This is a genomic window from Aquidulcibacter paucihalophilus, assembly GCA_030285985.1.
Taxonomy (GTDB): Bacteria; Pseudomonadota; Alphaproteobacteria; order Caulobacterales; family Caulobacteraceae; genus Brevundimonas.
On the sequence record CP127384.1, the window covers coordinates 3,055,181 to 3,081,118 of the forward strand.

The following is a 25,938-nucleotide window of genomic DNA, read 5'->3' on the forward strand; positions in this document are numbered from 1 at the left end:
GTCACCGCGCCAGACGCGCGCCGATCCGGTCGCGCAGGGCCGCATCGACCCCGAGCGCCTGCTCCAGATAGGCGTCGGTCGAGCCGTGACGGTCTGCGATCCCGGCCAGGGCCGTGTCCAGATAGACCGGCTCGACCCCGAGGAAGGCGACAACGGCGTCGTGGGACGCGACCCGTCCGGTCTGGGCCTCGAGCTGGCGGGCGATGCCGGGTGCCCGGCCTTCCAGGTCAACGGCGGTGTTGGTCAGCAGATAGTCGGCGACCATGTCGTCGTGATGGACCCCCAGCAGATGGTGGGTCAGGGCGGCCAGCAGGCCGGTGCGATCCTTGCCGGCCGCGCAATGGATCAGGACCGGGCCGTCCGTCTCTCCGAGGGCGCGGAAATAGCGGGTGAACAGGTCGAGATGGGACGGTTCGAACGCAAGTTTCCGGTAGGTTTCGGTCATGAACCGCCGGCCCGAGTCAGGGGTCAGGTCGGCGGTTCGCAGGAAGGTCATGTGCGGCGCCTCGCCCCCATCGTCATGGTCGCTCTCGATCACCGTGGCGCGGAAGCCGGCCGGCCGCTTCGAGGGCTGGGCGCGGCGCTCGGACGGGCGGCGCAGATCGACGACGGTGCCGAGACCCAGGGCACCAAGCCGCTCCAGATCGGCCTCGCTGGCGCGGGCCTGGTGTGCCGAGCGGTACAACTGACCGGGCGCGATATGTCGGCCCGCCGCCGTGGCGTAGTCGCCGTAGTCGCGGAAATTGTCGAGGGCGTCGAAACGATGGATGCGGCCGGTCATTCGCCCTGTCTAGACGACCCTGTCGGCGCGAACCACCGCCCAGCTGTCACGGCTTGCTGACAAGGCCCTGCATGGCGTCGAGATAGGCGACGAAAGCCGTGCGGCCGAGCGGCGTCATCGTCGCCTCGGTCAGGGGCTTGCGGCCCTCGAACCGTTTGCTCACGGCGACGAAGCCGGCGTCCTCGAGCTTGCGGAGGTGAACCGACAGATTGCCGTCGGTCGCCTGCAGCCGCGCCTTCAGGGTGTTGAAGTCCGCAGACTCGACGCCGGACAGGACGGCCATGATCCCCAGGCGCACCCGTCCATGGATGACATCGTCGATGCGGTTGATATCGAACGCGTCGGTCATGGGTCAGGCCCGCGCCTGCCGCATCAGCATCCAGCCGGGCAGGGCCATCAGCAGGAACAGGGCTGCCGCATAGGCCAGATACTGTTCGGCCTGACCCGTAAAGAGCGCCATGAGGGGTGCCGCCACAAAGGACGCAGCCGCCAGCAGCCAGAGCGGTCGCGATCTCAGCATCGCGCTCGTGACCGCCCAGCCCAGCCCGTAGAACACCATGACGATGGAGGGGACCAGCCAGAAGCCGGTAAAGCCCTGCGATGCGCCCATGCGATAGTCATTGATGATCAGGGCGACGAAGAGGGCGAAGATGCCCATGCCGACGGCCGCCCAGACCGTGCCGATGGCGCGGTTCGCTGCGGTCAGCACCCCCGTGCGACGCCGGCTCCCGGTCAGGTTGAAGGTCAGGATGGCCAGGAACAGGGCCGTGGCCGCCAGCCAGCTCACGCCCATAATTCCGGGGACTTCGAACATCCCGTTGAGCTCGGCCCAGAAGGCCAGGCTGCCGGTGCCAAAGGTCAGGCCGGCCGCCATAAGGATGGGCGCGCCCTGCATGGGGGCCTGGGCGCCTTCTTCCGCCAGACGACGCATCCAGGCGATGTCGGCGACGGGGTCTTCGTTGTGCTCGGTCATGGGTTCAACGTCCTTTCAGAGTCGGCGGCCGAAGGCCAGCCAGAGGCCTGGCAGAAGGGCGGCAAGCGCCAGGGTACAGGCCTGGACCAGGTACTGGTCCGGCGTTCCGAACAGCAGGGCACCCGCCGCAGCACCAGCGAGGGCCACGAGGCAGAGCGCGCCCATATTGGGCGTCCCGGTGCGGACGGCCGCAATCCCCCAGCCCGTGGCGTACAGCAGAAGGCCGGCCGCTGAATTCCAGCGCATCAGTCCCCAGTCACCCGCCGCGTAGGACACCACGGCCAGCGCCAGGGCGACCCCCACAATGGCCAGGACGAAGGCGCGCGACCAGCCGGCGACGCCGCGGGCCGCTTCACCGCCGATGCGGCGGAGACGGATGAGCCCGCTCATGAAGACGGCGACGGCGACGGCCCAGTTGAGGCCCAGAAACGCCGGATGCAGGTCCAGCGCGCCGCTCAATACGCCCCATTGAAACAGGTTGGCGACACCGAAGACGGATCCCGCCAGCAACAGCAGGCGTCCCGCGCAGACCGTCACGCCCGGCTCGGCGCGCGGCGTATCAAGGGTGAAGGCGGCGGCGGTCATCGGGGCGTCTCCATTTGTCTCCTCTTTATGTCACAAGCACTTTAATATGTAAAGTACTTGTTTGAACGTTATCCGACCTGCCCCCCGGAGCGCTTGCCCGCTGCCTCGTGACGCGAGACAAACGGCGCATGTCCTCCCGCCTCCCCATGAGTTTCCAGCGCATCGCCTATGAGGTGCGAGAGGTCTGCAACGGCGTCGAACTGTCCGTGCTCGAGGCGGCGGTCGCCCGCACCGGTCTGGGCGAGGGCGCGACGGCGATCGACATCGGCACGGGCAATGCGACCGTCGCCATCCGGCTCGCGCAGCGCTTCGGCCTGGCGATCGCGGCGGTAGAACTGGATCCGGTCATGGCGGATCTCGCCCGAAGCCGGATCGAGGCGGCGAACGCGGGGCACCAGGTCTCCCTGACCATTGCCTGCGCGGCGCAGCTGCTGGCGCGCACGGAACCGGTCGACCTGATCGTCGCGCTCGGGACCACCGATGTCAGCGGCGAGGGCCGGCCGACGCCCGAGGCCGGCTTCATCGCCCTGCGCCGCAGCCTCAAGCCCGGCGGCTGGCTGCTGTGGGGCGACGTCGTCTGGCTGGCCGACCCGCCGGCCCCGCTGCGCCAGATCACCGAGGTCACCAACCAGTATACGGACGACGCCGGCTGGCGGGCGGCGGCGGCGGCGGCGGGTTTCGAGGTCGTCGAAGGCCGGATTTCGCCGCACGCTGTGTACGACGCCTATGTCTGCGACTCCCTCGCCGCGGCCAGGGCCTGGGTGGAAGTCCATCCCGAGGCACCCGAGGCCGCCTCGATCGTGTTCAACGCTGACAGGGTCCAGGCCATCATGGAGTTCGGCCGCGACTACATCGGGTTCGGCCTCTATTTGCTGCGCAATCCGGACTGACCGGATCAGGCGGTGCGGATGATCCCGCCCGCCGCCTCGACCGGCCAGGGCGTCAGCCGGGCACCCGCGCAGGGCCCACCGACACAGGCCCCCGACAGGGGCTCGAACACCGCCCCGTGCCAGCCGCACAGGATCAGCGACCCGTCCGGCACCAGATACTGGTCCAGCTCGAGCGCCAGCGGAAAACCCTGATGCGGACAGCGGTCGACATAGCCGGCCACCTGACCGTCCCGTCGCACGACAAAGCCATGGAAGAAGGCCTCGCCGATCTGCAGCACGAAACCGCGCGCGCCGGGGTCGGCGATGTCGGCCTCAACGCACAGGGCCACGCCCGGCGGCGTGGTCCAGACGCGTTTGCGATCAGCCGGGGCGGTCTCGCTCAATGACGCTCGACCTTGAGCGGGCGGGACAGAAGGGCGTCGATCATGCCCTGGACGGTGGTCTCGCCGGCCAGAAGCGCCGCGACGGCGAGGGAGATGGGCATGTCCACACCCATCTTCCGGGCCAGTTCGCGCACAGCCGGAGCGGATTCATAGCCCTCGGCCACCGAGCGTTTTCCGGCCAGGGCCTGTTCCACCGTCTGGCCCTGACCGAGGGCCAGACCCAGGCTCATATTGCGCGACTGCGGGCTGGAGCAGGTCAGCACCAGATCGCCGAGGCCGCACAGGCCCGCCACGGTCTCGGCCTGCCCTCCCAGGGCGACGCCCATCCGTGTCATCTCGGCGAAGCCGCGGGTGATCAGGGCGGCGTGGGCGCTGCGCCCGAGGCCGCGGCCCTCGCTGATGCCGCAGGCAATGGCCAGCACATTCTTGATCGCGCCGCCGACCTCGGCCCCGATCAGGTCCGTGGCCAGATAGGGCCGGAAGGCCGGTGCCGACAGCGTCTCCATCAGGGCCTCGCCAAGGGCTTCATCGGCGCAGGCGAGGGTGACGGCGCTGGGCAGACCACGCGCCACCTCGCCCGCGAAACTGGGCCCGGACAGGACCGCCGCGGGTGCCGCGGGCAGGGTCTCGGCCAGCACATCCGTCATCAGCTTCAACGAGCCGCGCTCGATCCCCTTGGAGCAGAGGATCACCGGCACGCCCGCCCGGTGGTATGCCGCAAAGGCGGTCAGCGTCGACCGCATATGCTGCGCCGGGGGGACGGCGAGGATCAGGTCGCAGGCGCCGAGATCGGCCAGGTCGCTCGTCACCGAGACATGGTCGTCGAGCTCGATGCCGGGCAGGAAGGCCTCATTGATGCGCCGCGCGCGGATGCTCTCGACCACCTCGGGCTCGCGCGCCTGCAACAGGACCTCGAGGCCGGCCGAGCCGGCGACCTGGGCCAGGGCGGTGCCCCAGGCACCGGCACCGATCACGCCCGCGGTCTTGAACTGCATGGTCACTCCCTCAAGCCTTGGCACCCTTGCGGCCCGGCGCATGCGTCGGATCGTTGAGCGCGCTGTATTCGTCGAGCGGCCAGCGCGGCCGGGCCGCGGTGTCGATGTCCGACACGAGACCCTTCCGCAACCGCTCCGCCCCCGCCAGTGCGATCATGGCGGCATTGTCGGTGCAATAAGCCATGGGCGGGGCCAGAAAGGCGAATCCGTTTTTCTCCGCCGTCTTCTGCAACGTCGCGCGAACCGTCCGGTTCGCCGCCACCCCGCCCGCCACGACAAAAAGACGGTGGGGATGCGCTTCGGCATAGGCCTTCAGCGCCCGGTCCGAGCGTTCGGCGAGCTGGCGGGCGATCGCCGTCTGGACCGCATCGGCAAGGTCGGCGCGCTGCTGGTCGGTCTCGCAGGTCTGGGCCAGTCGGGCCGCCGCGGTCTTCAGTCCCGAGAACGAGAAGTCGCAATCCTTGCGGCCCAGCAGCGCCCGCGGCAGGTCGAAGCGCGCGCCGTCGCCGCCCTCGGCCAGCTTCTCGAGCGCCGGACCGCCCGGATAGCCAAGCCCCAGGGCCTTGGCGATCTTGTCGAAGGCCTCGCCGGCGGCGTCGTCGATGGTCGTGCCCAGCCGCGTCATCTCGCCGACGCCGCGCACCTCCAGAAGCTGGCAATGCCCCCCGGAGACCAGCAGCAGCAGGAAGGGATAGTCGACCGGCTGGCCCAGCCGCGCCGAGACCGCATGGCCCTCCAGATGATTGACCGCGATCAGGGGCAGGCCGCGCGCCAGCGCCACCGCCTTGCCGAAGCTCAGGCCGACCATGACGCCGCCGACCAGACCGGGTCCGGCGGTGGCGGCGACGCCGTCCAGATCCGCCCAGGCCAGGCCGGACTCGTCCATGGCCCGGCGCACGACGCCGTCGATCATCTCGACATGGCTGCGGGCCGCGATCTCGGGCACGACGCCGCCATAGGCCGCGTGGTCGTCGATCTGGCTGTGCACCACCGAGGACAGGACCGTCGCCTCGCCCTCCGGCGACAGACGCACCACCGAGGCCGCGGTCTCGTCGCAACTGGTCTCGAGGCCGAGCACGGTGAGCGGGCCGGTTGCCCGGCTCTCCTCGCTGCTATAGTCGGCGGACCTCTCCATCGGGTCGAGGTAGCGACCCTGTTCTCCCGGCGCAACGACTCATGGCCCCTCTCGTCCGCATCGGCACGCGCCGCTCGAAACTGGCCCTGACCCAGTCGGGCATGATGCAGCGCGCCATCGGCCGGGCCCTCGGCGTCGCCGACGCCGATCTGCTCGATGCCGTGCCCCTGGTCGAGATCGTCACCACCGGCGACCGGGTGCAGGACCGCCGGCTGATGGAGATCGGCGGCAAGGCACTGTTCACGAAAGAGATCGAGGAAGCCCTGCTGGAAGGCCGCGTCGATGTGGCCGTCCACTCCATGAAGGATGTCCCGGCCGACCAGCCCGACGGCCTGTGCATCGCCGCCGTCCCGCCGCGCGAGGATGCCCGCGACGCGTTCGTCAGCGAGGCCTTCGCCACCTTCGCCGACCTGCCGCAGGGCGCGCGGCTCGGCACGGCCTCGCTGCGGCGACAGGCCCAGGCCCTGGCCCTGCGGCCGGACCTCCGGATCGAAATGTTGCGGGGCAATGTCGACACCCGGCTGCGCAAACTGGCCGAGGGCGAGTTCGACGCCATCCTGCTGGCCGTGTCCGGTCTGAACCGGCTGGGGTTCGAGGCGGTGATCCGCGAGCGGCTCTCGCTGGACGACTTCCTGCCCGCCCCCGGACAGGGTGCCCTGGCCCTGCAGACCCGGACGGAAGATCTCGGTGCCGCCTGGGTCGCGGCACTGAACGATCCGATGACGGCGCTCGCCGTGGCGGCCGAGCGCGGCGCGATGACCGCGCTCGAGGGCTCCTGCCGCACCGCCGTCGGGGCGCATGCGATGATTGCCGACGGCCAGCTGCGCCTGACCACCGAAATGCTCGCGCCGGACGGCTCCGCCCGCTGGCGGCGCGCCGGCGAGCTCGGCGACCTGTCCGCCGGAGACGTCATGGATCAGGCCCGCGCCCTCGGCCTGCGGCTCGGGGCCGAGGTCCACGCCGCCGCCGGCGACCAGCGGGTCGAACCCTGACGGCGATCCGCCGCGTCTGGGTCACGCGCGCCGAACCGGGCGCCGCGCGCACCGCCGACCGCCTGACCGCCCTCGGCTTCAAGCCCCTCGTCGCCCCCCTGCTGGCCATCCGGCCGATCCCGCAGCCCGCGCCCGACCTGACCGGCGCCGCCACCCTCGCCTTCACCAGCGCCAACGGCGTCACGGCCTTCGCCGCCCTGACCCCGGACCGCAGCCGCCCGGTTTTCACGGTCGGTGACGCCACGGCCCGGGCTGCCCGCGCGGCAGGGTTCGCCCGGGTGGAATCCGCAGACGGAGATCTGGACCGACTGGCCGCCCTGATCACCGCGCAGGGATCCGGCGCCGGCCCGTTGCTGGTCCCCGGCGCCCGGGAGCCGTCGGGTGATTTGCCCGCCCTGCTGCGGCAACACCTCGAGGCCCGCGCCCTGCCGGTCTATGAGGCCGTCGAAACCGCCGCCGCCGCGCCCGACGCCTTCGATGCGGTCCTCATCCATTCTGCCCGCGCCGGCCGCGCCCTCGCCGCCCGGGGCCCCTTCGCCGGACAGACCGCCGTGGCCCTGTCCGCGGCCGCGGCCGCGGCCCTCGCGGACCGTTCCGACCTCGAAATCCGCCTCGCCCGCACACCCGATGAATCGGCCCTGCTCGCGGCGCTTGGCAATCCCGCGCGCCGCGTATAAAGAGCCCCTCTCGCGCGGGCCAACCCACCCGCCGCGCCAAGGCCGCTTTAGCTCAGCTGGTAGAGCATCGCATTCGTAATGCGGGGGTCAGGTGTTCGAGTCACCTAAGCGGCACCACTTCCTTCCCGACCCATCATCGACCATCGGTTGATCTGGACGGCCCGTCCCGAACGCCCTAGCTAGATCGCAGTACTCGGAGCGGTCGATGGCACAGCGGCTCAGCGCGCGTCAGGAAGAATGTCTGAGGCTGACCGCCTTCCTGACCGACAAGGAAATCGCGGCGCGGCTCGGCCTGTCAGAGACCACGGTCAAGAAGCATGTGCACGAGGCCTGCCGCCGGCTGGGCGTCAACCGGCGCAAGGCGGCGCTCGCGATCCTGGAACGAAACGTACCAGACCCCACGAAAGACCCCATAGCCGCGCCGGATGCCCTCGCCTCTTCTGGTGCCGTCGTAACGGAGTCAGACCATGGGACATCAGTCGAGCCCGCTTCCCCACTGGACGTGGGAAGATCTGGAAGCCGCGCTGGACGGGTTCAGCCCGCTGGGCGCGGACGATCCGCTGCGGGCCCATCTGATGCGGGGACTGGCGGACGACGCGGAGCGGTCGAGTCCGCGCGAACTGCTGCAGCAGGTTCTGAGCGCGGGCTGGGTGATGGCCCAGGTGGGCGCCCAGACCGCCGCCTCGGCTACCGCCCCCCACCAGCAAGCTGGGGCGTCCGCCTCCTGATCATCGCGGGCCTGGTCGTCCTCTGCGCTGTCATGTTGAAGGCCGTCGCCGACATGGTGCTGGCCTATGCCTCGCAGGCCCAGGCGATCGGCGACGTGGTTCTGCCGGCATCCGACCGGCCCTGAACCCTCGACAGCGCGGGGAGCGCGACCATGACGCCCTTTGTCCTTCTGTATCTGGTCGCCGGCCTGTCCGCCCTGGCGACAGCCTGGCTCAAGGGCGGGCATCCGGAGCGGCTGGGAGCGGTGTTCTGGCTGGCCGGCTGGATGGCGGCCCTGCCGTTGAACGATGTCCGGTTCGGCGACCTCCGGTGGGCGATCGCAATCGTCGACGTCATTTCCTTCGCCGCCTTCCTTTGGCTGGCCCTGCGGCGGGAACGCTGGTGGCCTCTGGGGGTGTGCGCCTGCTTTGTGCTGATCGCGGGCGTGCATCTGTCGGCGCTGCTGATTCCGGAGATCACGCCACTTGGGGAGGCGAGCGCCCAGCTGGGACTCGGCATGTTGACGGTGCTGATGCTGGCCAGCGGTGCCTTCGAACGCTGGCTGGCGGGCGAGGCGCCGGCCAGCGCCTCGGCTGTCTGGCACCTCGCCCGCCAGCGGCGAGCGGCTTGAACATATAAAGATATCCTTATATGTCTTTCGGCCTTCCCACCCGCCGGAGCTCCGCCTTGTCCCGTTCGTCGTTCCTGTTCACCTCGGAAAGCGTTTCCGAAGGCCATCCCGACAAGGTCGCGGACCGCATCTCCGACACCGTCGTGGACCTGTTCCTTTCGAAGGATCCGGAGGCCCGGGTGGCGTGCGAGACGCTGACGACGACGAATTTGGTGGTTCTGGCCGGGGAGATCCGCGGCCAAGGGATCATGGACACCAGCGGAAACTGGGCCGCCGGCATCGAGGCCGAGATCGAGGCCGCAGTGCGGGCCGCGGTGCGCGACATCGGTTACGAGCAGACCGGTTTCCACTGGGACAGGTTCGAGTTCATCAACCGCCTGCACGGCCAGTCGGCCGACATCGCCGTCGGCGTCGACGCCTCGGGCAACAAGGACGAGGGCGCGGGCGACCAGGGCATCATGTTCGGCTACGCCTCGAACGAGACGCCCGAGCTGATGCCGGCGACCCTGCAGTACAGCCACAACATCCTGAAGCGTCTCGCCGAGGTCCGCCACGGCGGCGACAGGCGGCTTGAGCCCGACGCCAAGAGCCAGGTCACCATCCAGTACGAGGACGGCGTGCCGGTGCGCGCCACCTCGATAGTCCTGTCGACCCAGCACGCCGCCGGCCTGTCCTCGGCCGACGTCGCGGACATCGTCAAACCCTATATCCTCGAAGTGCTGCCCGAGGGCTTCACCGACGAGAACACCGTCTGGCACATCAATCCGACCGGCATTTTCGAGATCGGCGGGCCGGACGGCGATGCCGGCGTTACCGGCCGCAAGATCATCGTCGACACCTACGGCGGCGCGGCCCCGCACGGCGGTGGTGCCTTCTCGGGCAAGGATCCGACCAAGGTCGACCGCTCGGCCGCCTATGCCTGCCGCTACCTGGCCAAGAACGTCGTCGCCGCCGGCCTCGCCGATCGCTGCACGATCCAGATCAGCTACGCCATCGGCGTGGCCAAGCCGCAGTCGATCCACGTCGACCTGCACGGCACCGGCAAGGGCGCGATCACCGAAGCGGTGCTGGAGGCCAACATCCTCGGCCTGATCGGCGGGGCCACGCCGCGCGCCATCCGCGAGCACCTCGGTCTGAACAAGCCGATCTATGCCCGCACCGCCGCCTACGGCCATTTCGGCCGCGCGCCGGACGCCGACGGCGGCTTCAGCTGGGAGAAGACCGATCTGGTCGACCAGCTGAAGGCTCTGGCCTAGTCGTCCAGCCCGGGCTCGCCGGTCTCCGGCGAGCCCCTGGGCGTTTCGTCCTTGGCCTCGGCCACATGGCGTTGCGGCGGGTCGAGGGCAGCGCCGAAGCCCAGCAGCATGGCCGCCATCATCTGCACGCCGCCCCCACGCCGTTTCGAGGCTCTCCGCCCGCCGCCGCCCGCCATGGCCAGCGTGGCCCATACGATCAGTCCGATCAGGGCGAGGCCCACGCCCCAGCCGATGATGTCCGCCATGCCCTGCTCCCTGCGCCCTCAGAACATGGGAAGACAGCGCGCGCTGTGAAGGACTCGCTCTGCCAGCACGACCGCCTATAAGGCCGCCCATGTCCACTTCCGACGACCCCGCCCACCGCCCGCTCCGCTCGTTCGGCCGCATCAAGTCGCGCGCCATCAAGCCGCGGCAGGCGGCCCTGTTCGACACCCTGCTGCCCGGCATCGCCCTGCCCGATCCGAAGGCGGGGCCGATCGATCCGCACGCCCTGATGCCGGGAGCGAAGGCCGTCTGGCTCGAGATCGGCTTCGGCGGCGGCGAGCATCTGGCGGCCCAGGCGGCGCGCCGTCCCGACACGCTGATGATCGGCTGCGAGCCCTTCCTGAACGGCGTCGCCTCGGCCCTGCGCCATATCGAGGAGGGCGGGCTGAAGAATGTGCGCCTGCACGCCGACGACGCCCGCGACGTGATGACCGCCCTGCCCGACGCCTCGCTGGACCGGGTGATGATCCTGTTCCCCGACCCCTGGCACAAGGCGCGGCATAACAAGCGCCGGCTGGTCCAGGTCGAGACCGCGGCCGAGATTGCACGCCTGCTCAAACCCGGCGGCGGGCTGCGTTTCGTCACCGACTGGAAGGACTATGCCGAATGGGCGCTTGAGAAGTTCGAGCAGACGCCCGGTCTGGTCTGGCAGGCCGAGGCCGCCGACGACTGGCGCACCGCCCCCGCCGACCATGTGATTACCCGCTATGAAGAGAAGAAGCTGGGCGACACCCCGCCGATCTTCCTCGATTTCCTGCGCACCTGAACCCGAAGGACCCACCCATGAGCCTCGCCGTCGACACCCTCTCGACCTCCATGTTCCTGCGCGGTCTGAACGTCCTGTCCGGGCTGATCGACCGGGCCGTCGAGGCCGGTCTGGACGAGGCGGTGCTGATGGAGGCGCGTCTGGCACCGGACATGCGGCCCTTCCCCGATCAGGTCCGCATGGCAGCCTTCTCGGCCCGGAGCTGCATCGCCCGCCTGACCGACCAGCCCTGGCCGAAGACCGATGATGCCGAGGCCAGCCTGGCCGAGCTCAAGGCTACCGTCGCCCTGTCGATCGCCTTCATCGAGGGAGTGGAGGCGGCGGCCTTCGCCGGCGGCGAGACCCGCCGGATCGAGCTGCGCTTCCCCGGCGTCGAGCTGAATTTCGAGGGCCGGGGCTATCTGACCAGCTTCGCCCTGCCGAACTTCTATTTCCACCTGTCGATGGCCTACGCGATCCTGCGCCATCTGGGCGTGCCGCTGGGCAAGCGGGACTTCCTGGGGGAGATCGAGCTGATCCAGGGCTGAGGGTTGTCGTGATGACGCCGGACTCGCGAACACCTATCAGCGGCAACGGCTTTCTGGCCGCCGCCCTGTCAGCGCCGGGGCTGGCGGCGATCACCTTCGTGGCGAGCTCGCTGATGTTGGCGCTATCGTCCTCCGGAGGGTTGAACGGGCAGGGTGCCGCGCTGTTCAATGTGATCTTCCTGATCCTCATCGCGACGGTCTGGGGCGCGATTCCGAGCGTCGTCTTCGGCGGGCTGGTGCTGGCCGTGATCCAGCGGATTCCGTGGCGCGGACCGCCCGGCGTGATCGTCTACCTGATCGGCGGGATTCTGGCCGCCGGCCTCTATGTGCTGGCGGGACTCGGAATCGCCGGACTGTCGACGGGCGCGGCGATGTTTTTCGCGCCCTGGGCCACGCCCGACCTCTGGGCGAACAGCGACAGGGACGGCTGGGGCATGGTCGCCAGCCTGCTCCTCTCGGGCGCGGCCGCCGGCCTGATCTATGCGGGCTTCGCCAAGAGGGGCTGACAAGCCCTCCCGTCGGCGCTATACGCCCCCTCACATCGTTAGACCGGCGTCCTAACGGCGCCGTTTGAAGCGGCGGCCGTTTGGTCCGCCGCTTTTTGTTTGGACCGAGCCCCTTGAAGGCCAAGACCGTTGAAGACCGCGCTCTGCTGGAGCTGATCGAACCCGTGGCGGAGAGCCTGGGTCTCGACATCGTGCGCGTGCGTCTGATGGGCGGCACCCTGCGCCGGCGGCTGCAGATCATGGCCGAGCGCCCTTCGGATCATGACATCGCCGTCGAGGAATGCGCCCGTCTGAGCCGCGCCGTGTCGGAAGTGTTCGACGCCGCCGACCCGATCGCCGGCGAATATCTGCTGGAAGTGTCCTCGCCCGGCGTCGACCGCCCGCTGACCCGCCTGTCCGACTTCGACCTGTTCGAGGGCTATGAGGCGCGGCTGGAAAGCGACCGCATGATCGAGGGCCGCAAGCGGTTCAAGGGCATGATCGCCGGCACCGACGGCGACAATGTCGCCATGGATCTGGAAGGGGAGGAGGACACCGCCCTCATTCCCTTCGACTGGCTGGTCGACGCCAAACTGGTGCTGACCGACGAACTGATGAAGGCGGGTGCCGAGAAGCGCGCCGCCCGTAACGACAACTCTGAAGAGACCGAGGACTAGACCATGGCTGTTGCCGGCGTTTCCGCGAACCGACTCGAACTGCTGACGATCGCCGATGCGGTCGCGCGCGAAAAGAACATCGACAAGGAGATCGTCGTCGAGGCGATCGAGGAAGCGATCCAGAAGGGCGCCAAGTCGCGCTACGGCGCCCATCACGACATCCGCGCCAAGATCGACATCAAGTCGGGCGAAATGGCCCTGACCCGTCACGTCACCATCGTGGCCGACGACTGGCAGCCGGAAGATGAGCTGGAAGAGTTCAACGACTCCGCCATGGTCCGCCTGACCGACGCCTCCAAGCGCGATCCGGAAGCCTTTGTCGGCAAGGAATACATCGAGAACCTGCCGCCGTTCGAATTCGGCCGGGTGCAGACCCAGATGGCTCGCCAGGTCGTGACCGGCAAGGTCCGCGACGCCGAACGCGCCAACCAGTACGAAGAGTTCAAGGACCGCGTCGGCGAGATCGTCAACGGCACCGTCAAGCGCGTCGAATACGGCAACACCGTCGTCGATCTGGGCCGCGGCGAGGGCATCATGCGCCGCAACGACTCCATCCCGCGCGAGGTGTTCAACATCGGCGACCGGATCCGCACCTACATCTATGACGTCCGCGCCGAGGCCAAGGGCCCGCAGGTCATGCTGTCGCGCTCGCACCCCGGCTTCATGGCCAAGCTGTTCGCCCAGGAAGTCCCGGAAGTTTACGACGGCGTGATCGAAATCCGCGCCGCCGCCCGCGACGCCGGCTCGCGCGCCAAGATGGCCGTGCTGTCGAACGACTCCTCCATCGATCCCGTCGGCGCCTGCGTCGGCATGCGCGGCTCGCGGGTCCAGGCGGTCGTCGCCGAACTGCAGGGCGAGAAGATCGACATCATCCAGTGGAACTCGGACGAGCCCACCTTCATCGTCAACGCCCTGGCCCCGGCCGAAGTCTCCAAGGTCGTCCTCGACGAGGAAGCCGACCGCGTTGAGGTCGTGGTGCCGGACGAACAGCTGTCGCTGGCCATCGGCCGCCGCGGCCAGAACGTCCGCCTGGCCAGCCAGCTGACCGGCTGGCAGATCGACATCATCACCGAGAGCCAGGACTCCGAGCGCCGCCAGCGCGAGTTCAGCGAGCGCACCGTTCTGTTCCAGGAAGCCCTGGACGTGGACGAGGTCATCGCCCAGCTGCTGGTCACCGAAGGCTTCGCCACGGTGGAAGACCTGGCCTTCGTGGAATCCTACGAAATCTCCGACATCGAGGGCTTCGACGAGGACACCGCCGAGGAACTGCAGGCCCGCGCCCGCGACTTCCTCGACCGTCAGGCCGCCATCCTCGACGCCAAACGCGTCGAACTGGGCGTGCTGGACGAGGTCATGACCGTGCCTGGCGTCACCGGCGCCATCGCCGTCGCCCTGGGCGAAGGCGGGATCAAGACCGTCGAGGACCTGGCCGATCTGGCCACCGACGAGATCCGCGGCGGCTATGAAGTGAAAAACGGCGAACGGACCAAGGTCCCGGGCGTTCTGGAAAGCTTCAACCTGGCCCAGGAAGAGGCCGAGATGCTGATCCTCCAGGCCCGCGTCGCGGCCGGCTGGATCGACGCCTCGGAACTGCCGCAGCCGCCGGAGCCGGAATACGAGGAAGAGCTGGCCGAGGGCGAATACGACGCCGAAGCCGTCTTCGCCGCCGCGCCGGAAGGCGAGGACGCCGAAGCCGCTGCCGACGAGGTCCTCGCCGAGGACCCCGAACAAACCCCCGACGCGTGATGGGAAGCCGGATCGTTCATGAGTCTGCGCGAAGCGACGATCGATAGGGAACGCCGGGACCTCGTCACCCACGAGGTCATGGATGAATCTCGCCTGATCCGCTTCGTCGCCGCTCCGGACGGTTCGGTCGCCCCCGACCTGGCGCGCAAGCTGCCGGGCCGCGGCCTCTGGGTCGCGGCGGACCGCGCCTCGATCGAGACGGCGGTGAAGAAGAACCTGTTCTCGCGGGCCGCCAAGGCCCCGATGAAGCCGGCCGCGGACCTCGCGGACACGGTCGAAAGCCTGCTGTTCCGGCGCTGTCTGGACCAGCTGGGCCTTGCCCGGCGCGAAGGCGTGCTTATCTCAGGCTTCGAGAAATCCCTGGCCAATGTGCGGTCGGGCAAGACCGCATGGATCATCGAGGCGGCGGACGGTTCCGCCGACGGTCGCGGCAAGCTTCTTTCGCTGGCGAAACACATGACGCCGCCTCCGAAAGTCTGCGGCGTCTTCACGGCGGACGATTTGAGTTTGGCCCTTGGGCTGGAAAATGCGATACACGCCGTCCTGCTTGAAAGCGGGCGGGCCGATCGCTGGACCATAGAGGTCGAACGACTGGCGGGATTTCGACCGCTTCTGCCCCCGGAGTGGGGCGGAGAGCCGGCTGAGATGCCGAACAAGGATTTGGACGGGCGGGGTTCTGCTCCCTGATTGGGGGCCGGGCGACGCGCGGCTTTTTGTGTTTGAACGAGACGACGGCGGATCACCCGCCGTCACGAGTAAAGCGACCGGATGACTGACGAGAACGACAAGACCAACGACGGCGCACCGCAGGCGCCCACCGGAACCCCGTCCACGACGGGTCCGAGGGCACCGCTGAGCCTGAAGCCCCGGCAGGCGGGATCGGTTTCGACCGGCACCGTGCGCCAGAGCTTCAGCCACGGCCGCACCAAGACCGTGGTGGTCGAGACCAAGCGCCGCGCCGGTGCCGTGCCGGGCCATCAGCGCCCGCAGGGCTTCGATGTGGCTGCGCGTCCTCGCACCGACGCCCCTGCTGCGCCCCAGGCGCCCCGTCCGGCCGCGCCGACCGGTCCCGCCGGCGGCCGTCTGTCGAACGAGGAACAGGAAGCCCGTCGCCGCGCCATCGAGCTGGCCACCCAGGCCCAGGCCCAGCGCGCCCAGACCGCCGCCGCTGAACAGGCGCGCCGCGACCAGGCCGCCCATGAGCAGGCCGCCGCCGCCGCCCAGGCCGCCAACGCCGCCCAGGCCGAAGCCGCCGCTGCCCGCGCCGCTGCCGAAGCCGCCCGCGCCGAGGCCGCCAAGCTGACCGCCGCCGCGCCCGCGCCGACCCCGGCCAAGCGCGCGCCTGCCGCTCCGGCCCCGACGCCGGCCGCCCCGGTCGCGCCAACCCCGGCTCCGGTCGAGGCCGCCGCTCCGGCCCCGGCACCCGCGGCCCCGGCCCGTCCGGCTCCGCCGGCACGCCCCGTGGTCAATTTCGGCCAACGGGTGCCCAAGGCCCCGAACCCTGCCCGCGCCCCTGCCGGCCCGGCCTTCGGCGGCCGTTCGGCCCGTGAAGAAGCCATGGGCGGCGGTGAACGCGCCTATTCGGACCGTCCCGCCGCGCCGGCCCGCCCGACCGGTCGTCCGGCCGAGCCGGTCCGCTATTCCGCCCTGACCCCGCGTCCCGCGCCGGGTGCAGCCCGTCCGGGTCCGCGCACCGGCCCCGGCGGTCGTCCGACCCCGAACGCCCCCCCGGCCCAGGCCGAGGTCGCCCGTCCGAGCCGTGCGCCCGGTGGCGGTTTCGCCCGCCCGCTGAAGCCCGAGGATGATCGCGACAAGCGTTTCTCGGACGCCGGCAAGGCCGTCAGCCGCACCCGCGGTGAGCCCAAGCGCCGCGAAGGCCGCCTGACCATCCAGTCGGTCGCCGGCGACGGTGACACCGCCGAGCGGATGCGCTCGCTGGCCTCGGTCCGCCGCGCCCGCGAACGTGAAAAAGAGAAGCGCAAGGGCGGCTCCACCGACGCCCCCAACCGTCCGCGCGAAGTCGTCATCCCTGACGTCATCACCGTGCAGGAGCTGTCCAACCGGATGGCCGTGCGCGGCGTCGACATCATCAAATTCCTGATGAAGCAGGGCCTGATGATGAAGATCAACGACGTCATCGACACCGACACCGCCGAGCTGGTGGCCGACGAGTTCGGCATGGCCGTGAAGCGCGTCTCGGAATCCGACGTCGAGGCCGGCTTCCTGTCCGACGCGATCGACGACGAGGCGACCACGCCGCGCGCGCCGGTCGTGGCCATCATGGGCCACGTCGACCACGGCAAGACCTCGCTGCTGGACGCCCTGCGCACCACCGACGTCGCCTCGGGCGAAGCCGGCGGCATCACCCAGCACATCGGCGCCTACCAGGTTCGCCTGCCCAGCGACGATCGCGTCACCTTCCTCGACACCCCCGGCCACGCCGCCTTCTCGGCGATGCGGGCGCGCGGTGCCAATGTGACCGACATCGTGGTTCTGGTCGTGGCTGCCGACGACGGCGTCATGCCCCAGACCATCGAGGCCATCCAGCACGCCAAGGCGGCCAATGCCCCGATCATCGTGGCGGTCAACAAGATCGACAAGCCGGACGCCAATCCGCTCAAGGTCGTCAACGAACTGCTGCAGTACGAAGTCATCGCCGAAAGCCTCGGCGGCGACACCCAGATCATCGAGGTCTCGGCCAAGAACCGCACCAACCTGGACGGCCTGATCGACGCCATCCTGGTGCAGGCCGAAATGATGGACCTCAAGGCCGATCCGGAACGCTCCTCGGAAGGCGTGGTCATCGAGGCCAAGCTGGACAAGGGCCGCGGTCCCGTCGCCACCGTCCTGGTCAAGCGCGGCACGCTGCGTCGCGGCGACATCGTCGTGGCCGGTTCCGCCTGGGGCAAGGTTCGCGCCCTGCTCAACGAGCGCAATGAACAGCTGACCGAAGCCGGTCCGTCGGTTCCGGTCGAGATCCTCGGCCTGAACGAGGCCCCCAGCCCAGGCGAGCCTCTCGCCGTCGTGGAATCCGAAGCCCGCGCCCGCGAGCTGACCGAATACCGCGACCGCGTGAAGCGCGAGAAGGCCACGGGCGGCATCAACCAGGTCAGCCTGGTCGACATGATGTCCAAGCTGCAGTCCAAGAAGGTCTCGGAACTGCCGGTCCTCATCAAGGCCGACGTGCAGGGCTCGGCCGAAGCCATCGTCGGCTCGCTCGAGAAGATGGGCAACGAAGAGGTCCGCGCGCGCACCGTCTATTCGGGCGCCGGCGGCATCACCGAGAGCGACGTCCAGCTGGCCAAGTCGGCCGGCGCGCCGATCCTCGGCTTCAACGTCCGTGCCTCGAAACAGGCCCGCGACCTGGCCGAGCGCGAAGGCGTCGAGATTCGCTACTACGCCATCATCTACGACCTGCTCGACGACATGAAGGGCGTGCTCTCGGGCATGCTGGCCCCGCTCCAGCGGGAAACCTTCCTGGGCAATGCGGCGGTGCTGCAGGTGTTCGACATCTCCAAGACCGGCAAGATCGCCGGTTGCCGGGTGTCCGAAGGCGTGGTCCGCAAGGGCGCCAAGGTCCGGATCATCCGCGACGACGTCGTGGTCCTCGAACTGGGCACCCTCACCACGCTCAAACGCTTCAAGGACGAGGTCAACGAAGTCCCGTCGGGCCAGGAGTGCGGCATGCATTTCCAGGGCTTCCAGGACATCAAGGCCGGCGACTACATCGAGTGCTTCACGGTCGAAGAGATCAAGCGCACGCTGGACTAACGAGAAGACTGGAACGGCGGCGCGAAAGCGCCGCCGTTTCGCCTTATCCGTCGAGGATCAACGCCTCATGCGTCCTTTCCTGATCGCCTTCCTCGCCTTCTCTGCCGTCGCCGGACCGGCCGCGGCCGAGACCCGCTACCTGGCCTATGATGCCTCCGACCGCGTCACCCAGGCCATGACGCGCGGCATTACCCTCGAGGCCGACCGCGGCCTGTTCGGCGCGATGAGCGTCCGGCGGATCATCTCCACCTCCAACCGCGGCTCGGCCGACATCCGCCGCGGCGGCCCCGACGCCGTGCGTCGCGCCCTGCCCGCCGGATCCCGCGAAACCGCCGTCTATACGATCACGCCCGAAGGTGGCGGCCGGGGCCTGAGCCGCGCCCTCTGCCCCGGTGCGGACGAGGCCTGGATGGTCATCGGCCGGGTCCGTCTGGCGCGCCCCCTGACCGTGCATGCGGTGGGGCGCTGGCCGGACGGCGGCTATCGCCACTGTGTCGAGCTGTCCTACAACTGGCGCGGTGAGTGGGCCATGCCGCCCGTGACCGCCCCCGGCGATGCCGCCCCGACTCCCTGACGCACCTGTGGCGCGATAGTCATTCCCGCCGCCGCTGACCCCCGCTAGGGTTGCGGCCATGACGGTCGCCGGTATCCGCAGCACCGCCCCGCGCCAGACGGGCCTCAGGAGCCTCGCCGGGGTTCTGGCCTTCCTGTGCCTGGTGCTGTTCCTGCTGGCCATCGAACAGAAGCAGGCCGTGGCCGCCTGGGCCACGATCCGCGACGATGCGGTGCCGGCCGCCGGACGGGTCGCAGACTGGGCCGGCCGACAGGCCTCCGGCGACGGCGACGGCATGACCGGGCTCAAGGCCGCCCTCGCCGATGACGGCAATCCCCTCGTCGCCGCCCCGACCGACGCCGTCCTCGCCGGTGAGTTCGGACCGGCCGACGATGCGGCGCGCGCGGCCCTCGGCGGCGTGACCTTCGCCGGTGCCATGGTCCGGTCCGATACAGGCGAAAGCTTCCGCACCCAGCCCTTGCGGATCGCCGCCGGGCGCGAGAATTTCGTCTTCGGCCAGACCTTCGCCGACCGGCTGGAGGCCCCGGCCGACGCCCAGATCGAACTGCGCCGGATCCTCCCTGTCTCACGCGGCGAGCCGGTGAAGCCCTCCGCCCTGTGCGGCGGCGAGACGCCGGGCCTGATCGCCCTGCTGCATCGCCGGGATCGCGTCGACCTGATGCTGTTCCGCGCCCCCGGACGGCCGGGACCGGACGCGCCGGTCGCCAGCCTGTGCGGCGCATGGCGGCTCCGCGCCCGCTAGATCGATCCGGCGGACGGTCTTGCCAGGCCGGGTTGGCCCGCTAAGCTTTGCTGAACAACGGGAGACGACCATGAAGCGGATCACTGTGCTCGCCGGCCTCGGTCTCGCCGCCCTCGCACTGGGCGGCTGCGAAGAATTCAAGGCCGGCTTCGAACAGGGCATGGCCGAAGGCAAGGCCAAGGCCGAGGCGGAGCGCGCTGAAAAGGCGGCGCCGGCCGAAGCGCCCGCCCCTGCTACGGCGGAGACGCCCGAGAAGGCGCCCACCCCGGCACCGTGATGGGCAGGCGACCCGGATCGCTCGCGCCGTTCGTACTGGCCGGCGCTCTTGGAGCGATCGCGGCCCTGTGGACCTGGACCCTTCCTGGAGACCCGTCCCGGTTCCCGGCCACGGGGACCGGCGCGGTCGAAGTTCAGATTCTGAACAACGGCTTTCACACCGATCTGGCGGTGCCCCGCGCGCAGCTCGAGGCGGGCGCAGGGCCGCTGGCGCAGGCGACGCGCACCCTGGGCCAGGGCGACTGGGTCCTGATTGGCTGGGGCGACGCAAAATTCTTCGTCGACGAGAGCCCGATGGAGGGGCGGCTGCTCGACGGTGCCCGGGCCTTTTTCAGGCCCGGCAACCCCTCGGTGGTGATGCTGGACCCCGAGGCGGGAGACCCGGGGCGCCGGTTTCCGCCGGACCGCCGCCGGACCGTGCGGCTGTCACAGGCCCGGTTCGATGCCCTGCGAGCGCGGATCGAGACCTCCCTCGCCCTGGAGGACGGTCGCCCTCGCCTGACCACCGCCCGACCGGGGGCCGGTGCCCGCTTCTTCGCCAGCCGGGAGACGTTCTGGATCGGCTACATCTGCAACAGCTGGATGGCGCGGGTCCTGAACGCGGGCGGCGTGCCGGTACGGCCGCTGCGCGCGGTTACGGCGGGCGAGGTGATCGCCAGCCTCGACCGGGCCGAATTGGACACGGACGCCCCGCGGGACTAGACCCCGCCCCTTCGCTTTTGAGAGCCGGGTCCGATCCCCGACAGGCGACGAGGACAATGCCATGAGCAACCGCAAACCCAAGAAGCCCGCCGCCAAGGCCGGTACGGTCAGCCAGCGCCAGCTGCGCGCCTCCGAAATGATCCGCCACGCCCTCGTCGAGGTCATGCGCGAGAACGAGATCCGCGATCCGGCCCTGGTCGGCGTCTCCGTCACCGTGACCGAGGTCCGGCTGTCGCCCGACCTGAAGCACGCCACCTGCTTCGTCGAACCACTGGGCGCCGGGGTCGATACCGCGCCGGTCGCCGGCCATATCGACGAGATCATCAAGGCGCTGAACGTCCACGCCAAATTCCTGCGCGGCGCCCTGGGGCGGCACATCGACATGCGCTTCACCCCCGACCTGCGCTTCCGCCACGACGAGAGCTTCGCGGCGGCCGAACGCCTCAACCGCCTGCTCGATGACCCCCGCGTCCGCGCCGACGTCTATGTCTCGCCGTTCGAGGACGACGACAAAGACGACGGCCAGCCCTGATGGGCCGCCGCAAGAAGGGCGAGATCGTCAACGGCTGGGTCTGTCTCGACAAGCCGTTCGGCATGGGCTCCACCGAGGCCGTCTCCAAGGTCCGCCGCCTGTTTGATGCCCAGAAGGCCGGGCACGCCGGCACGCTGGATCCGCTGGCCTCCGGCATCTTGCCCATCGCCCTCGGCGAGGCGACCAAGACCGTCCCCTTCATGATGGAGGCGCAGAAGGTCTATCGCTTCACCATCAACTGGGGGATTTCGACTGACAGCCTCGACCGCGAGGGTGAGATCACCGGCCGCTCGGACGTCCGCCCCGATATCGAGGCCGTGCGCGCGGCCCTTCCCGCCTTTGTCGGTGAGATCGATCAGATCCCGCCGCAGTTCAGCGCCATCAAGGTCGACGGCCAGCGCGCCTATGACCTGGCCCGCGAAGGCACCGATTTCGAACTGGCCAGCCGCCGGGTGACGATCCACGAGGCCTCGGTCAGCGATGCGCCCGACCCCGACCACGTCGAGTTGGTCATCCGGACAGGCAAGGGCGTCTATGTGCGCTCGCTGGCGCGCGATCTGGCCGCCGCTCTCGGGGCCGAGGGGCATGTTTCCGCCCTGCGCCGCGAGCGGGTCGGACCGTTCTCGACGGAAAACGCCGTATCGCTGGATTTCCTGACCGATCTGGTGCATAGGGACGCCGCCTCGGAAGGCTTGCTTCCCGTTGCGACCGCCCTGGACGACATCCCGGAGCTGGCCGTGACGGACCAGGACGCCTTCTCGCTTCGTCAGGGACGACCGATCGTTCTGCTCCCCGGACAGGTCGAAACGCTCAAGAGCCGCCTTCGGGACGGCTCCCGAACCGTTTCAGCCTTTCAGGGTCAGACCCTCGTCGCTCTCGGTCAGTTGCGGGCCGGCCGGCTAGAACCCGACCGCGTTTTTAACCTCCTTTAGGAGTACACCCGATGTCGATTACGCCCGAGCGTAAGAACGAAGTCATCGCCGATAACGCCCGCTCCGCCGGCGATACCGGCTCGGCTGAGGTCCAGGTCGCGATCCTTTCGGAACGCATCGCCAACCTCACCGACCACTTCAAGACCCACAAGAAGGACAACCACTCGCGCCGCGGCCTGCTCAAGATGGTCTCGCAGCGCCGTCGCCTTCTGGACCACCTCAGCAAGGTTGATCGCGAGCGCTACACCGCTCTGATCGGCAAGCTGAACCTGCGCCGCTAGGCGCAGAACGCGGATGAGATTTGGGGCGCGGGCCATGTCCGCGCCTCTTTCCGCATCCAGAGACCGGCGCGCCGCCGGACGTACGGCGCAGGAACCCGGTCGGTCGAGGCGTCCGCGCCGAGGCCGTGAATCGGGTTCCCAAGATACTGACGCGAGGGCCATACCGGTCCTCTTCTCCCGGGTTTTCCGCGATGGCGCGGGGACCCATGGACCGAAGGACTGAACGCCCGACGCTCCACCCACTGATGGGACCCCGCGCGGAATCCGCCCGCGGGATATGAAAGACGAATATGTTCGATATCAAACGCAAGACGATCGACTGGGCCGGACGCCCGCTGACCCTCGAAACGGGCCGCATCGCCCGTCAGGCCGACGGCGCCGTTCTGGCCACCTACGGCGAGACCGTCGTCCTCGCCACCGTCGTCTACGGTCGCGCGCCCAAGCCGGGCCTGGATTTCTTCCCGCTGACCGTCAACTACCAGGAAAAGACCTTCGCCGCCGGCAAGATCCCGGGTGGCTATTTCAAGCGTGAAGGCCGTCCGACCGAGAAGGAGACGCTCGTCTCCCGCCTGATCGACCGTCCGATCCGCCCCCTGTTCGTCAAGGGTTTCAAGAACGAGACCCAGGTCGTCGTCACCGTGCTGCAGCACGACATGGAAAATGACCCGGACATCCTCGGCCTGGTCGCCGCATCCGCCGCCCTGACCATCTCGGGCGTGCCCTTCATGGGCCCGATCGGCGCCGCGCGCGTCGGCTATATCGACGGCGAGTTCGTCCTGAACCCGACCCTCGACCAGATGACCGACAGCCAGCTCGACCTCGTCGTCGCCGGCACCCAGGACGCCCTGATGATGGTCGAATCCGAAGCCAAGGAGCTGTCGGAAGAGATCATGCTGAACGCCCTGATGTTCGCGCATCGCGGCATGCAGCCGGTGATCGACGCCATCATCGAAATGGCCGAACACGCCGCCAAGGAGCCCTTCGACTTCACCGCCGAGGACCACTCCGACGTCGTCACCGCCATCCAGAAGCTGGTCGGTGAGGACATCAAGGCTGCCTACACCCACGCCGGCAAATACGAGCGCCGCTCGGGCGTCGACACGGCCAAGAAGGCCGCCGCCGCCAAGCTGGTGAAGACCGACGAAAACCCGGACGGCGTCGATTCCGCCAAGTTCGGCGCGGCCTTCAAGGAATGTGAAGCCCACGTCCTGCGTCGCGACATCATCGACAACGGTCACCGCGTCGACGGCCGCGCCCTCGACAAGGTCCGCGCCATCGTCTCGGAAGTCGGCGTCTTCCCGCGCACCCACGGTTCGGCCCTGTTCACCCGCGGTGAGACCCAGGCCATCGTGGTCGCCACCCTCGGTACCGGCGAGGACGAGCAATACGTCGACGCCCTGGCCGGGACCTACAAAGAGAAGTTCCTGCTGCACTACAACTTCCCTCCCTATTCGGTCGGCGAGACCGGTCGGATGGGTGGCGCGGGCCGTCGGGAAATCGGTCACGGCAAGCTGGCCTGGCGGGCGATCCGTCCCATGCTGCCGTCGTCGGAAGACTTCCCCTACACCATCCGTCTGGTGTCGGAGATCACCGAGTCCAACGGCTCCTCCTCGATGGCCACGGTCTGTGGTTCGTCGCTGGCGCTGATGGACGCAGGCGTGCCGCTGGTTCGCCCGGTCTCGGGCATTGCCATGGGCCTGATCCTCGAGCCCTCGGGCGAGTTCGCCATCCTGTCCGACATCCTGGGTGACGAAGATCACCTCGGCGACATGGACTTCAAGGTGGCCGGCACGCGCGAAGGCATCACCTCGCTGCAGATGGACATCAAGGTCGCGGGCATCACCGAAGAGATCATGCGCAAGGCGATCGCCCAGGCTTCGGCCGGCCGCATGCACATCCTCGACGAGATGGACAAGGCCATCGACGGCGCCCGCAGCGAACTGGGCGAGTACGCGCCCAAGATCGAGTCGATCAAGGTTCCGACCGACAAGATCCGCGACATCATCGGCACCGGCGGCAAGATCATCCGCGAGATCGTCGAAAAGACCGGCGCCAAGATCAACATCGAGGACGACGGCACGGTGAAGATCGCGGCCTCGGATCAGGAGAAGATCGACGCTGCCAAGAACTGGATCTCGTCGATCGTGTCCGAGCCCGAGCCCGGCACCATCTACTCCGGCAAGGTCGTGAAGGTCGTCGACTTCGGCGCCTTCGTGAACTTCTTCGGCGCCAAGGACGGCCTGGTCCACGTGTCCCAGATCTCCCTGGAACGCGTCGCCAACCCGGCCGACGTCCTGACCGAAGGTCAGGAAGTGAAGGTCAAATTCCTCGGCATGGACGATCGCGGCAAGACCAAGCTGTCGATGAAGGTCGTCGACCAGACCACCGGCGAGGACATCACCGACAAGATCAACGCCGAGCGCGCTGAACGTGGCGAAGCCCCGCTGTCCGACGACACCGGCGGCCGTCCCAAGCGTGAAGGCGGTGGCGGTGATCGCGACCGCGGTCGCAGCCGTCGTTAAGACGCGGCGTCACGTCTGAAAAGCAGAAGGCCCCGGTGGAAACACCGGGGCCTTTTCCTTTCAATCCTCGACGTGAGGCGGACAGGTTGGCGCGACGTCGTCTGATGGCTCCAGACCGCCGATCACGATCTGGATCACAGGCTCCGGCCAGCGCTCGAAATTCGCCATTCCCGGCGGCACTGTGCAGACGGACGTCGCGGCGGGGCCTCGCGCCTGGCCGCCGACATAACGCACGATGAAGCCCGAATATTTCAGCCCTTCGTCCTGCCCGTTCTCTACCTTGAGCAACGAGCCGACATCCTGCCGCAGGTGCAGACCGAACCGCACCGTTCCGGGCGCGGCGGAATTGGGATGATCGCGTGATCCCTCCGCGGGCGGCAGGACGTCGCGGAACTCGATCCGGTCAACGCCGATCAGATCATAGGTCCCGTCAGCGTTCTGGCGCAGGGTCGCCCGCTCGCCCGCGGCGACGTTCAGGGTTCCCTGCACAAAGCTGGACCGCCGCCCCTCGAACTGCTGCGGGGTCGCGGGATAGGGAACCTGGCCGCCGTAGGCGACAATCCCTGCCATCAAGGCGGTCAGCAGCATAGCCAGCTCCGGTTGTATCGGCCCCCAGCGAGCCCATCCCGCTGCGGTGCCGTCAGGGCAGTCAGCGGAGGCGTCGGGCCGCAGCATCCAGCCGTCGATCGCCCGCCTCAACATCGGATATCGAACCCGGAACCTCCCTTGCCAGGTCCTGACAGCGCCGCTTCAGGCGCGGGAACATCTGGCGAAGATGACGACGGGCCTCCTGCGGCGTCACGTCGGCGGACTCCATCACAATGCCGATCTCGGCACGCTCAAGGGTGCGGCCCCGCTCATAGGCCGCATTGCGCTGGGCGGCGGTCCAGCCGGACCCGGTGGACCGCCTTGCAAACTCATCCGCGAGGCGGCGCCCGGCCTCGATGTCGACCGCGTAATAGGGCTCGCAGACGGCGAAGAGCGTGGAGAAGCGGCCGAGGCGTTCGCCTTCCACCGCGAGGCCGTCGGGCTGTGCCAGCTGGAGCGATAGCGCTACGAGGAAGGTTGCGACCATCACTCAACCATAGGTCGCTTTCATGACCCGATCAAGCGCGGCCGCGGCGTCACACCGGAA

At 69.0% G+C, this 25,938-nt stretch carries 31 protein-coding genes and 1 tRNA gene; 22 read left to right on the plus strand and 10 right to left on the minus strand.

The genetic code is table 11. The features are described from left to right. Window position 1 precedes the first annotated feature (1 nt). The 4 genes from KB221_15140 to KB221_15155 are packed head-to-tail and all read right to left on the minus strand — an operon-like array spanning window position 2 to window position 2,339. Window positions 2-781: a tyrosine-protein phosphatase gene (locus KB221_15140; protein WIY69386.1), complete on the minus strand. Its 780-nt coding sequence runs from the start codon at window positions 779-781 to the stop codon at window positions 2-4. A gap of 46 nt (window positions 782-827) precedes the next feature. Continuing rightward, complete coding sequence (locus tag KB221_15145) at window positions 828-1,130, minus strand: transcriptional regulator (protein WIY69387.1); 303 nt, start codon at window positions 1,128-1,130, stop codon at window positions 828-830. A 3-nt stretch (window positions 1,131-1,133) separates the two neighbouring features. Continuing rightward, window positions 1,134-1,754, minus strand: coding sequence for a hypothetical protein (locus tag KB221_15150; GenBank protein WIY69388.1), 621 nt, complete (start codon window positions 1,752-1,754; stop codon window positions 1,134-1,136). A gap of 15 nt (window positions 1,755-1,769) precedes the next feature. Beyond that, window positions 1,770-2,339, minus strand: coding sequence for a hypothetical protein (locus tag KB221_15155; protein ID WIY69389.1), 570 nt, complete (start codon window positions 2,337-2,339; stop codon window positions 1,770-1,772). A 128-nt stretch (window positions 2,340-2,467) separates the two neighbouring features. Between KB221_15155 and KB221_15160 the strand changes: the two genes are divergently transcribed. Beyond that, on the plus strand, window positions 2,468-3,229 hold the full coding sequence (locus tag KB221_15160; GenBank protein ID WIY69390.1) for a class I SAM-dependent methyltransferase: 762 nt from the start codon (window positions 2,468-2,470) through the stop codon (window positions 3,227-3,229). A gap of 5 nt (window positions 3,230-3,234) precedes the next feature. On the opposite strand, the gene KB221_15165 is transcribed toward KB221_15160, so the two are convergent. The 3 genes from KB221_15165 to tsaD are packed head-to-tail and all read right to left on the minus strand — an operon-like array spanning window position 3,235 to window position 5,742. Continuing rightward, the gene (locus tag KB221_15165) at window positions 3,235-3,612 is read right to left on the minus strand and encodes a Rieske (2Fe-2S) protein (protein ID WIY69391.1); all 378 of its coding nucleotides are present in this window, start codon (window positions 3,610-3,612) and stop codon (window positions 3,235-3,237) included. Beyond that, window positions 3,609-4,607, minus strand: a complete 999-nt coding sequence (locus tag KB221_15170; GenBank protein WIY69392.1) for an NAD(P)H-dependent glycerol-3-phosphate dehydrogenase — start codon at window positions 4,605-4,607, stop codon at window positions 3,609-3,611. The genes KB221_15165 and KB221_15170 overlap by 4 nt, the downstream gene beginning before the upstream one ends. Window positions 4,608-4,617: 10 nt before the next feature. After that, window positions 4,618-5,742 (minus strand): tRNA (adenosine(37)-N6)-threonylcarbamoyltransferase complex transferase subunit TsaD, encoded by a 1,125-nt coding sequence (gene tsaD / locus KB221_15175; GenBank protein WIY69393.1) that lies wholly within the window; start codon window positions 5,740-5,742, stop codon window positions 4,618-4,620. Window positions 5,743-5,783: 41 nt separating this feature from the next. On the opposite strand from tsaD, the gene hemC reads away from it, so the two are divergent. The 6 genes from hemC (at window position 5,784) to metK (ending at window position 10,006) form a co-directional block, all read left to right on the plus strand. After that, complete coding sequence (gene hemC / locus KB221_15180) at window positions 5,784-6,734, plus strand: hydroxymethylbilane synthase (protein WIY69394.1); 951 nt, start codon at window positions 5,784-5,786, stop codon at window positions 6,732-6,734. 107 nt (window positions 6,735-6,841) lie between these two features. After that, on the plus strand, window positions 6,842-7,411 hold the full coding sequence (locus KB221_15185) for a uroporphyrinogen-III synthase (GenBank protein ID WIY70948.1): 570 nt from the start codon (window positions 6,842-6,844) through the stop codon (window positions 7,409-7,411). A gap of 41 nt (window positions 7,412-7,452) precedes the next feature. Further along, a tRNA-Thr gene (locus KB221_15190) sits at window positions 7,453-7,528 on the plus strand. A gap of 350 nt (window positions 7,529-7,878) precedes the next feature. After that, window positions 7,879-8,139 (plus strand): hypothetical protein, encoded by a 261-nt coding sequence (locus KB221_15195; protein ID WIY69395.1) that lies wholly within the window; start codon window positions 7,879-7,881, stop codon window positions 8,137-8,139. Window positions 8,140-8,291: 152 nt separating this feature from the next. Further along, a complete protein-coding gene (locus KB221_15200) occupies window positions 8,292-8,750 on the plus strand; it encodes a hypothetical protein (protein WIY69396.1) in 459 nt (152 codons plus the stop codon). 56 nt (window positions 8,751-8,806) lie between these two features. Continuing rightward, on the plus strand, window positions 8,807-10,006 hold the full coding sequence (gene metK / locus KB221_15205; protein WIY69397.1) for a methionine adenosyltransferase: 1,200 nt from the start codon (window positions 8,807-8,809) through the stop codon (window positions 10,004-10,006). Here the strand turns inward: metK and KB221_15210 are convergent. Then, complete coding sequence (locus KB221_15210; GenBank protein ID WIY69398.1) at window positions 10,003-10,251, minus strand: hypothetical protein; 249 nt, start codon at window positions 10,249-10,251, stop codon at window positions 10,003-10,005. The two genes, metK and KB221_15210, sit on opposite strands and share 4 nt — an antisense overlap. A gap of 89 nt (window positions 10,252-10,340) precedes the next feature. Between KB221_15210 and trmB the strand changes: the two genes are divergently transcribed. The 15 genes from trmB to pnp all read left to right on the plus strand — a co-directional run bounded on the left by trmB (window position 10,341) and on the right by pnp (window position 24,803). Next, a complete protein-coding gene (gene trmB, locus KB221_15215) occupies window positions 10,341-11,036 on the plus strand; it encodes a tRNA (guanosine(46)-N7)-methyltransferase TrmB (GenBank protein WIY69399.1) in 696 nt (231 codons plus the stop codon). A gap of 17 nt (window positions 11,037-11,053) precedes the next feature. Beyond that, a complete protein-coding gene (locus KB221_15220; GenBank protein ID WIY69400.1) occupies window positions 11,054-11,563 on the plus strand; it encodes a DUF1993 domain-containing protein in 510 nt (169 codons plus the stop codon). Between the two features lie 8 nt (window positions 11,564-11,571). After that, window positions 11,572-12,069, plus strand: a complete 498-nt coding sequence (locus tag KB221_15225; protein ID WIY69401.1) for a hypothetical protein — start codon at window positions 11,572-11,574, stop codon at window positions 12,067-12,069. Between the two features lie 113 nt (window positions 12,070-12,182). After that, entirely contained in the window at window positions 12,183-12,725 is a 543-nt protein-coding gene (gene rimP / locus KB221_15230) for a ribosome maturation factor RimP (GenBank protein WIY69402.1), read from the plus strand. A gap of 3 nt (window positions 12,726-12,728) precedes the next feature. Further along, window positions 12,729-14,471: a transcription termination factor NusA gene (gene nusA, locus KB221_15235; protein WIY69403.1), complete on the plus strand. Its 1,743-nt coding sequence runs from the start codon at window positions 12,729-12,731 to the stop codon at window positions 14,469-14,471. 18 nt (window positions 14,472-14,489) lie between these two features. Further along, window positions 14,490-15,158, plus strand: coding sequence for an RNA-binding protein (locus KB221_15240; GenBank protein WIY69404.1), 669 nt, complete (start codon window positions 14,490-14,492; stop codon window positions 15,156-15,158). An 81-nt stretch (window positions 15,159-15,239) separates the two neighbouring features. Beyond that, window positions 15,240-18,242 (plus strand): translation initiation factor IF-2, encoded by a 3,003-nt coding sequence (gene infB, locus KB221_15245; protein ID WIY69405.1) that lies wholly within the window; start codon window positions 15,240-15,242, stop codon window positions 18,240-18,242. 67 nt (window positions 18,243-18,309) lie between these two features. Then, the gene (locus KB221_15250) at window positions 18,310-18,816 is read left to right on the plus strand and encodes a hypothetical protein (GenBank protein WIY69406.1); all 507 of its coding nucleotides are present in this window, start codon (window positions 18,310-18,312) and stop codon (window positions 18,814-18,816) included. Window positions 18,817-18,874: 58 nt separating this feature from the next. After that, window positions 18,875-19,558 carry a hypothetical protein gene (locus KB221_15255; GenBank protein WIY69407.1) on the plus strand — a complete coding sequence of 228 codons (684 nt, stop codon included), beginning with the start codon at window positions 18,875-18,877 and terminating at the stop codon, window positions 19,556-19,558. A gap of 70 nt (window positions 19,559-19,628) precedes the next feature. Next, window positions 19,629-19,835 (plus strand): hypothetical protein, encoded by a 207-nt coding sequence (locus KB221_15260; protein WIY69408.1) that lies wholly within the window; start codon window positions 19,629-19,631, stop codon window positions 19,833-19,835. Then, the gene (locus KB221_15265) at window positions 19,835-20,536 is read left to right on the plus strand and encodes a DUF2459 domain-containing protein (GenBank protein WIY70949.1); all 702 of its coding nucleotides are present in this window, start codon (window positions 19,835-19,837) and stop codon (window positions 20,534-20,536) included. The genes KB221_15260 and KB221_15265 overlap by 1 nt, the downstream gene beginning before the upstream one ends. Window positions 20,537-20,597: 61 nt before the next feature. Next, window positions 20,598-21,068, plus strand: a complete 471-nt coding sequence (gene rbfA, locus KB221_15270; GenBank protein ID WIY69409.1) for a 30S ribosome-binding factor RbfA — start codon at window positions 20,598-20,600, stop codon at window positions 21,066-21,068. Then, window positions 21,068-22,000, plus strand: a complete 933-nt coding sequence (gene truB, locus KB221_15275; GenBank protein ID WIY69410.1) for a tRNA pseudouridine(55) synthase TruB — start codon at window positions 21,068-21,070, stop codon at window positions 21,998-22,000. The genes rbfA and truB overlap by 1 nt, the downstream gene beginning before the upstream one ends. 11 nt (window positions 22,001-22,011) lie before the next feature. Beyond that, the gene (gene rpsO, locus KB221_15280; GenBank protein ID WIY69411.1) at window positions 22,012-22,281 is read left to right on the plus strand and encodes a 30S ribosomal protein S15; all 270 of its coding nucleotides are present in this window, start codon (window positions 22,012-22,014) and stop codon (window positions 22,279-22,281) included. A gap of 290 nt (window positions 22,282-22,571) precedes the next feature. Continuing rightward, window positions 22,572-24,803 carry a polyribonucleotide nucleotidyltransferase gene (pnp, locus tag KB221_15285; GenBank protein ID WIY69412.1) on the plus strand — a complete coding sequence of 744 codons (2,232 nt, stop codon included), beginning with the start codon at window positions 22,572-22,574 and terminating at the stop codon, window positions 24,801-24,803. 60 nt (window positions 24,804-24,863) lie between these two features. Here the strand turns inward: pnp and KB221_15290 are convergent, their stop codons facing one another. Both KB221_15290 and KB221_15295 read right to left on the minus strand, forming a co-directional pair. Beyond that, the gene (locus KB221_15290; GenBank protein WIY69413.1) at window positions 24,864-25,391 is read right to left on the minus strand and encodes a hypothetical protein; all 528 of its coding nucleotides are present in this window, start codon (window positions 25,389-25,391) and stop codon (window positions 24,864-24,866) included. A gap of 61 nt (window positions 25,392-25,452) precedes the next feature. After that, the gene (locus KB221_15295) at window positions 25,453-25,881 is read right to left on the minus strand and encodes a hypothetical protein (protein ID WIY69414.1); all 429 of its coding nucleotides are present in this window, start codon (window positions 25,879-25,881) and stop codon (window positions 25,453-25,455) included. Between the last annotated feature and the right edge of the window lie 57 nt (window positions 25,882-25,938).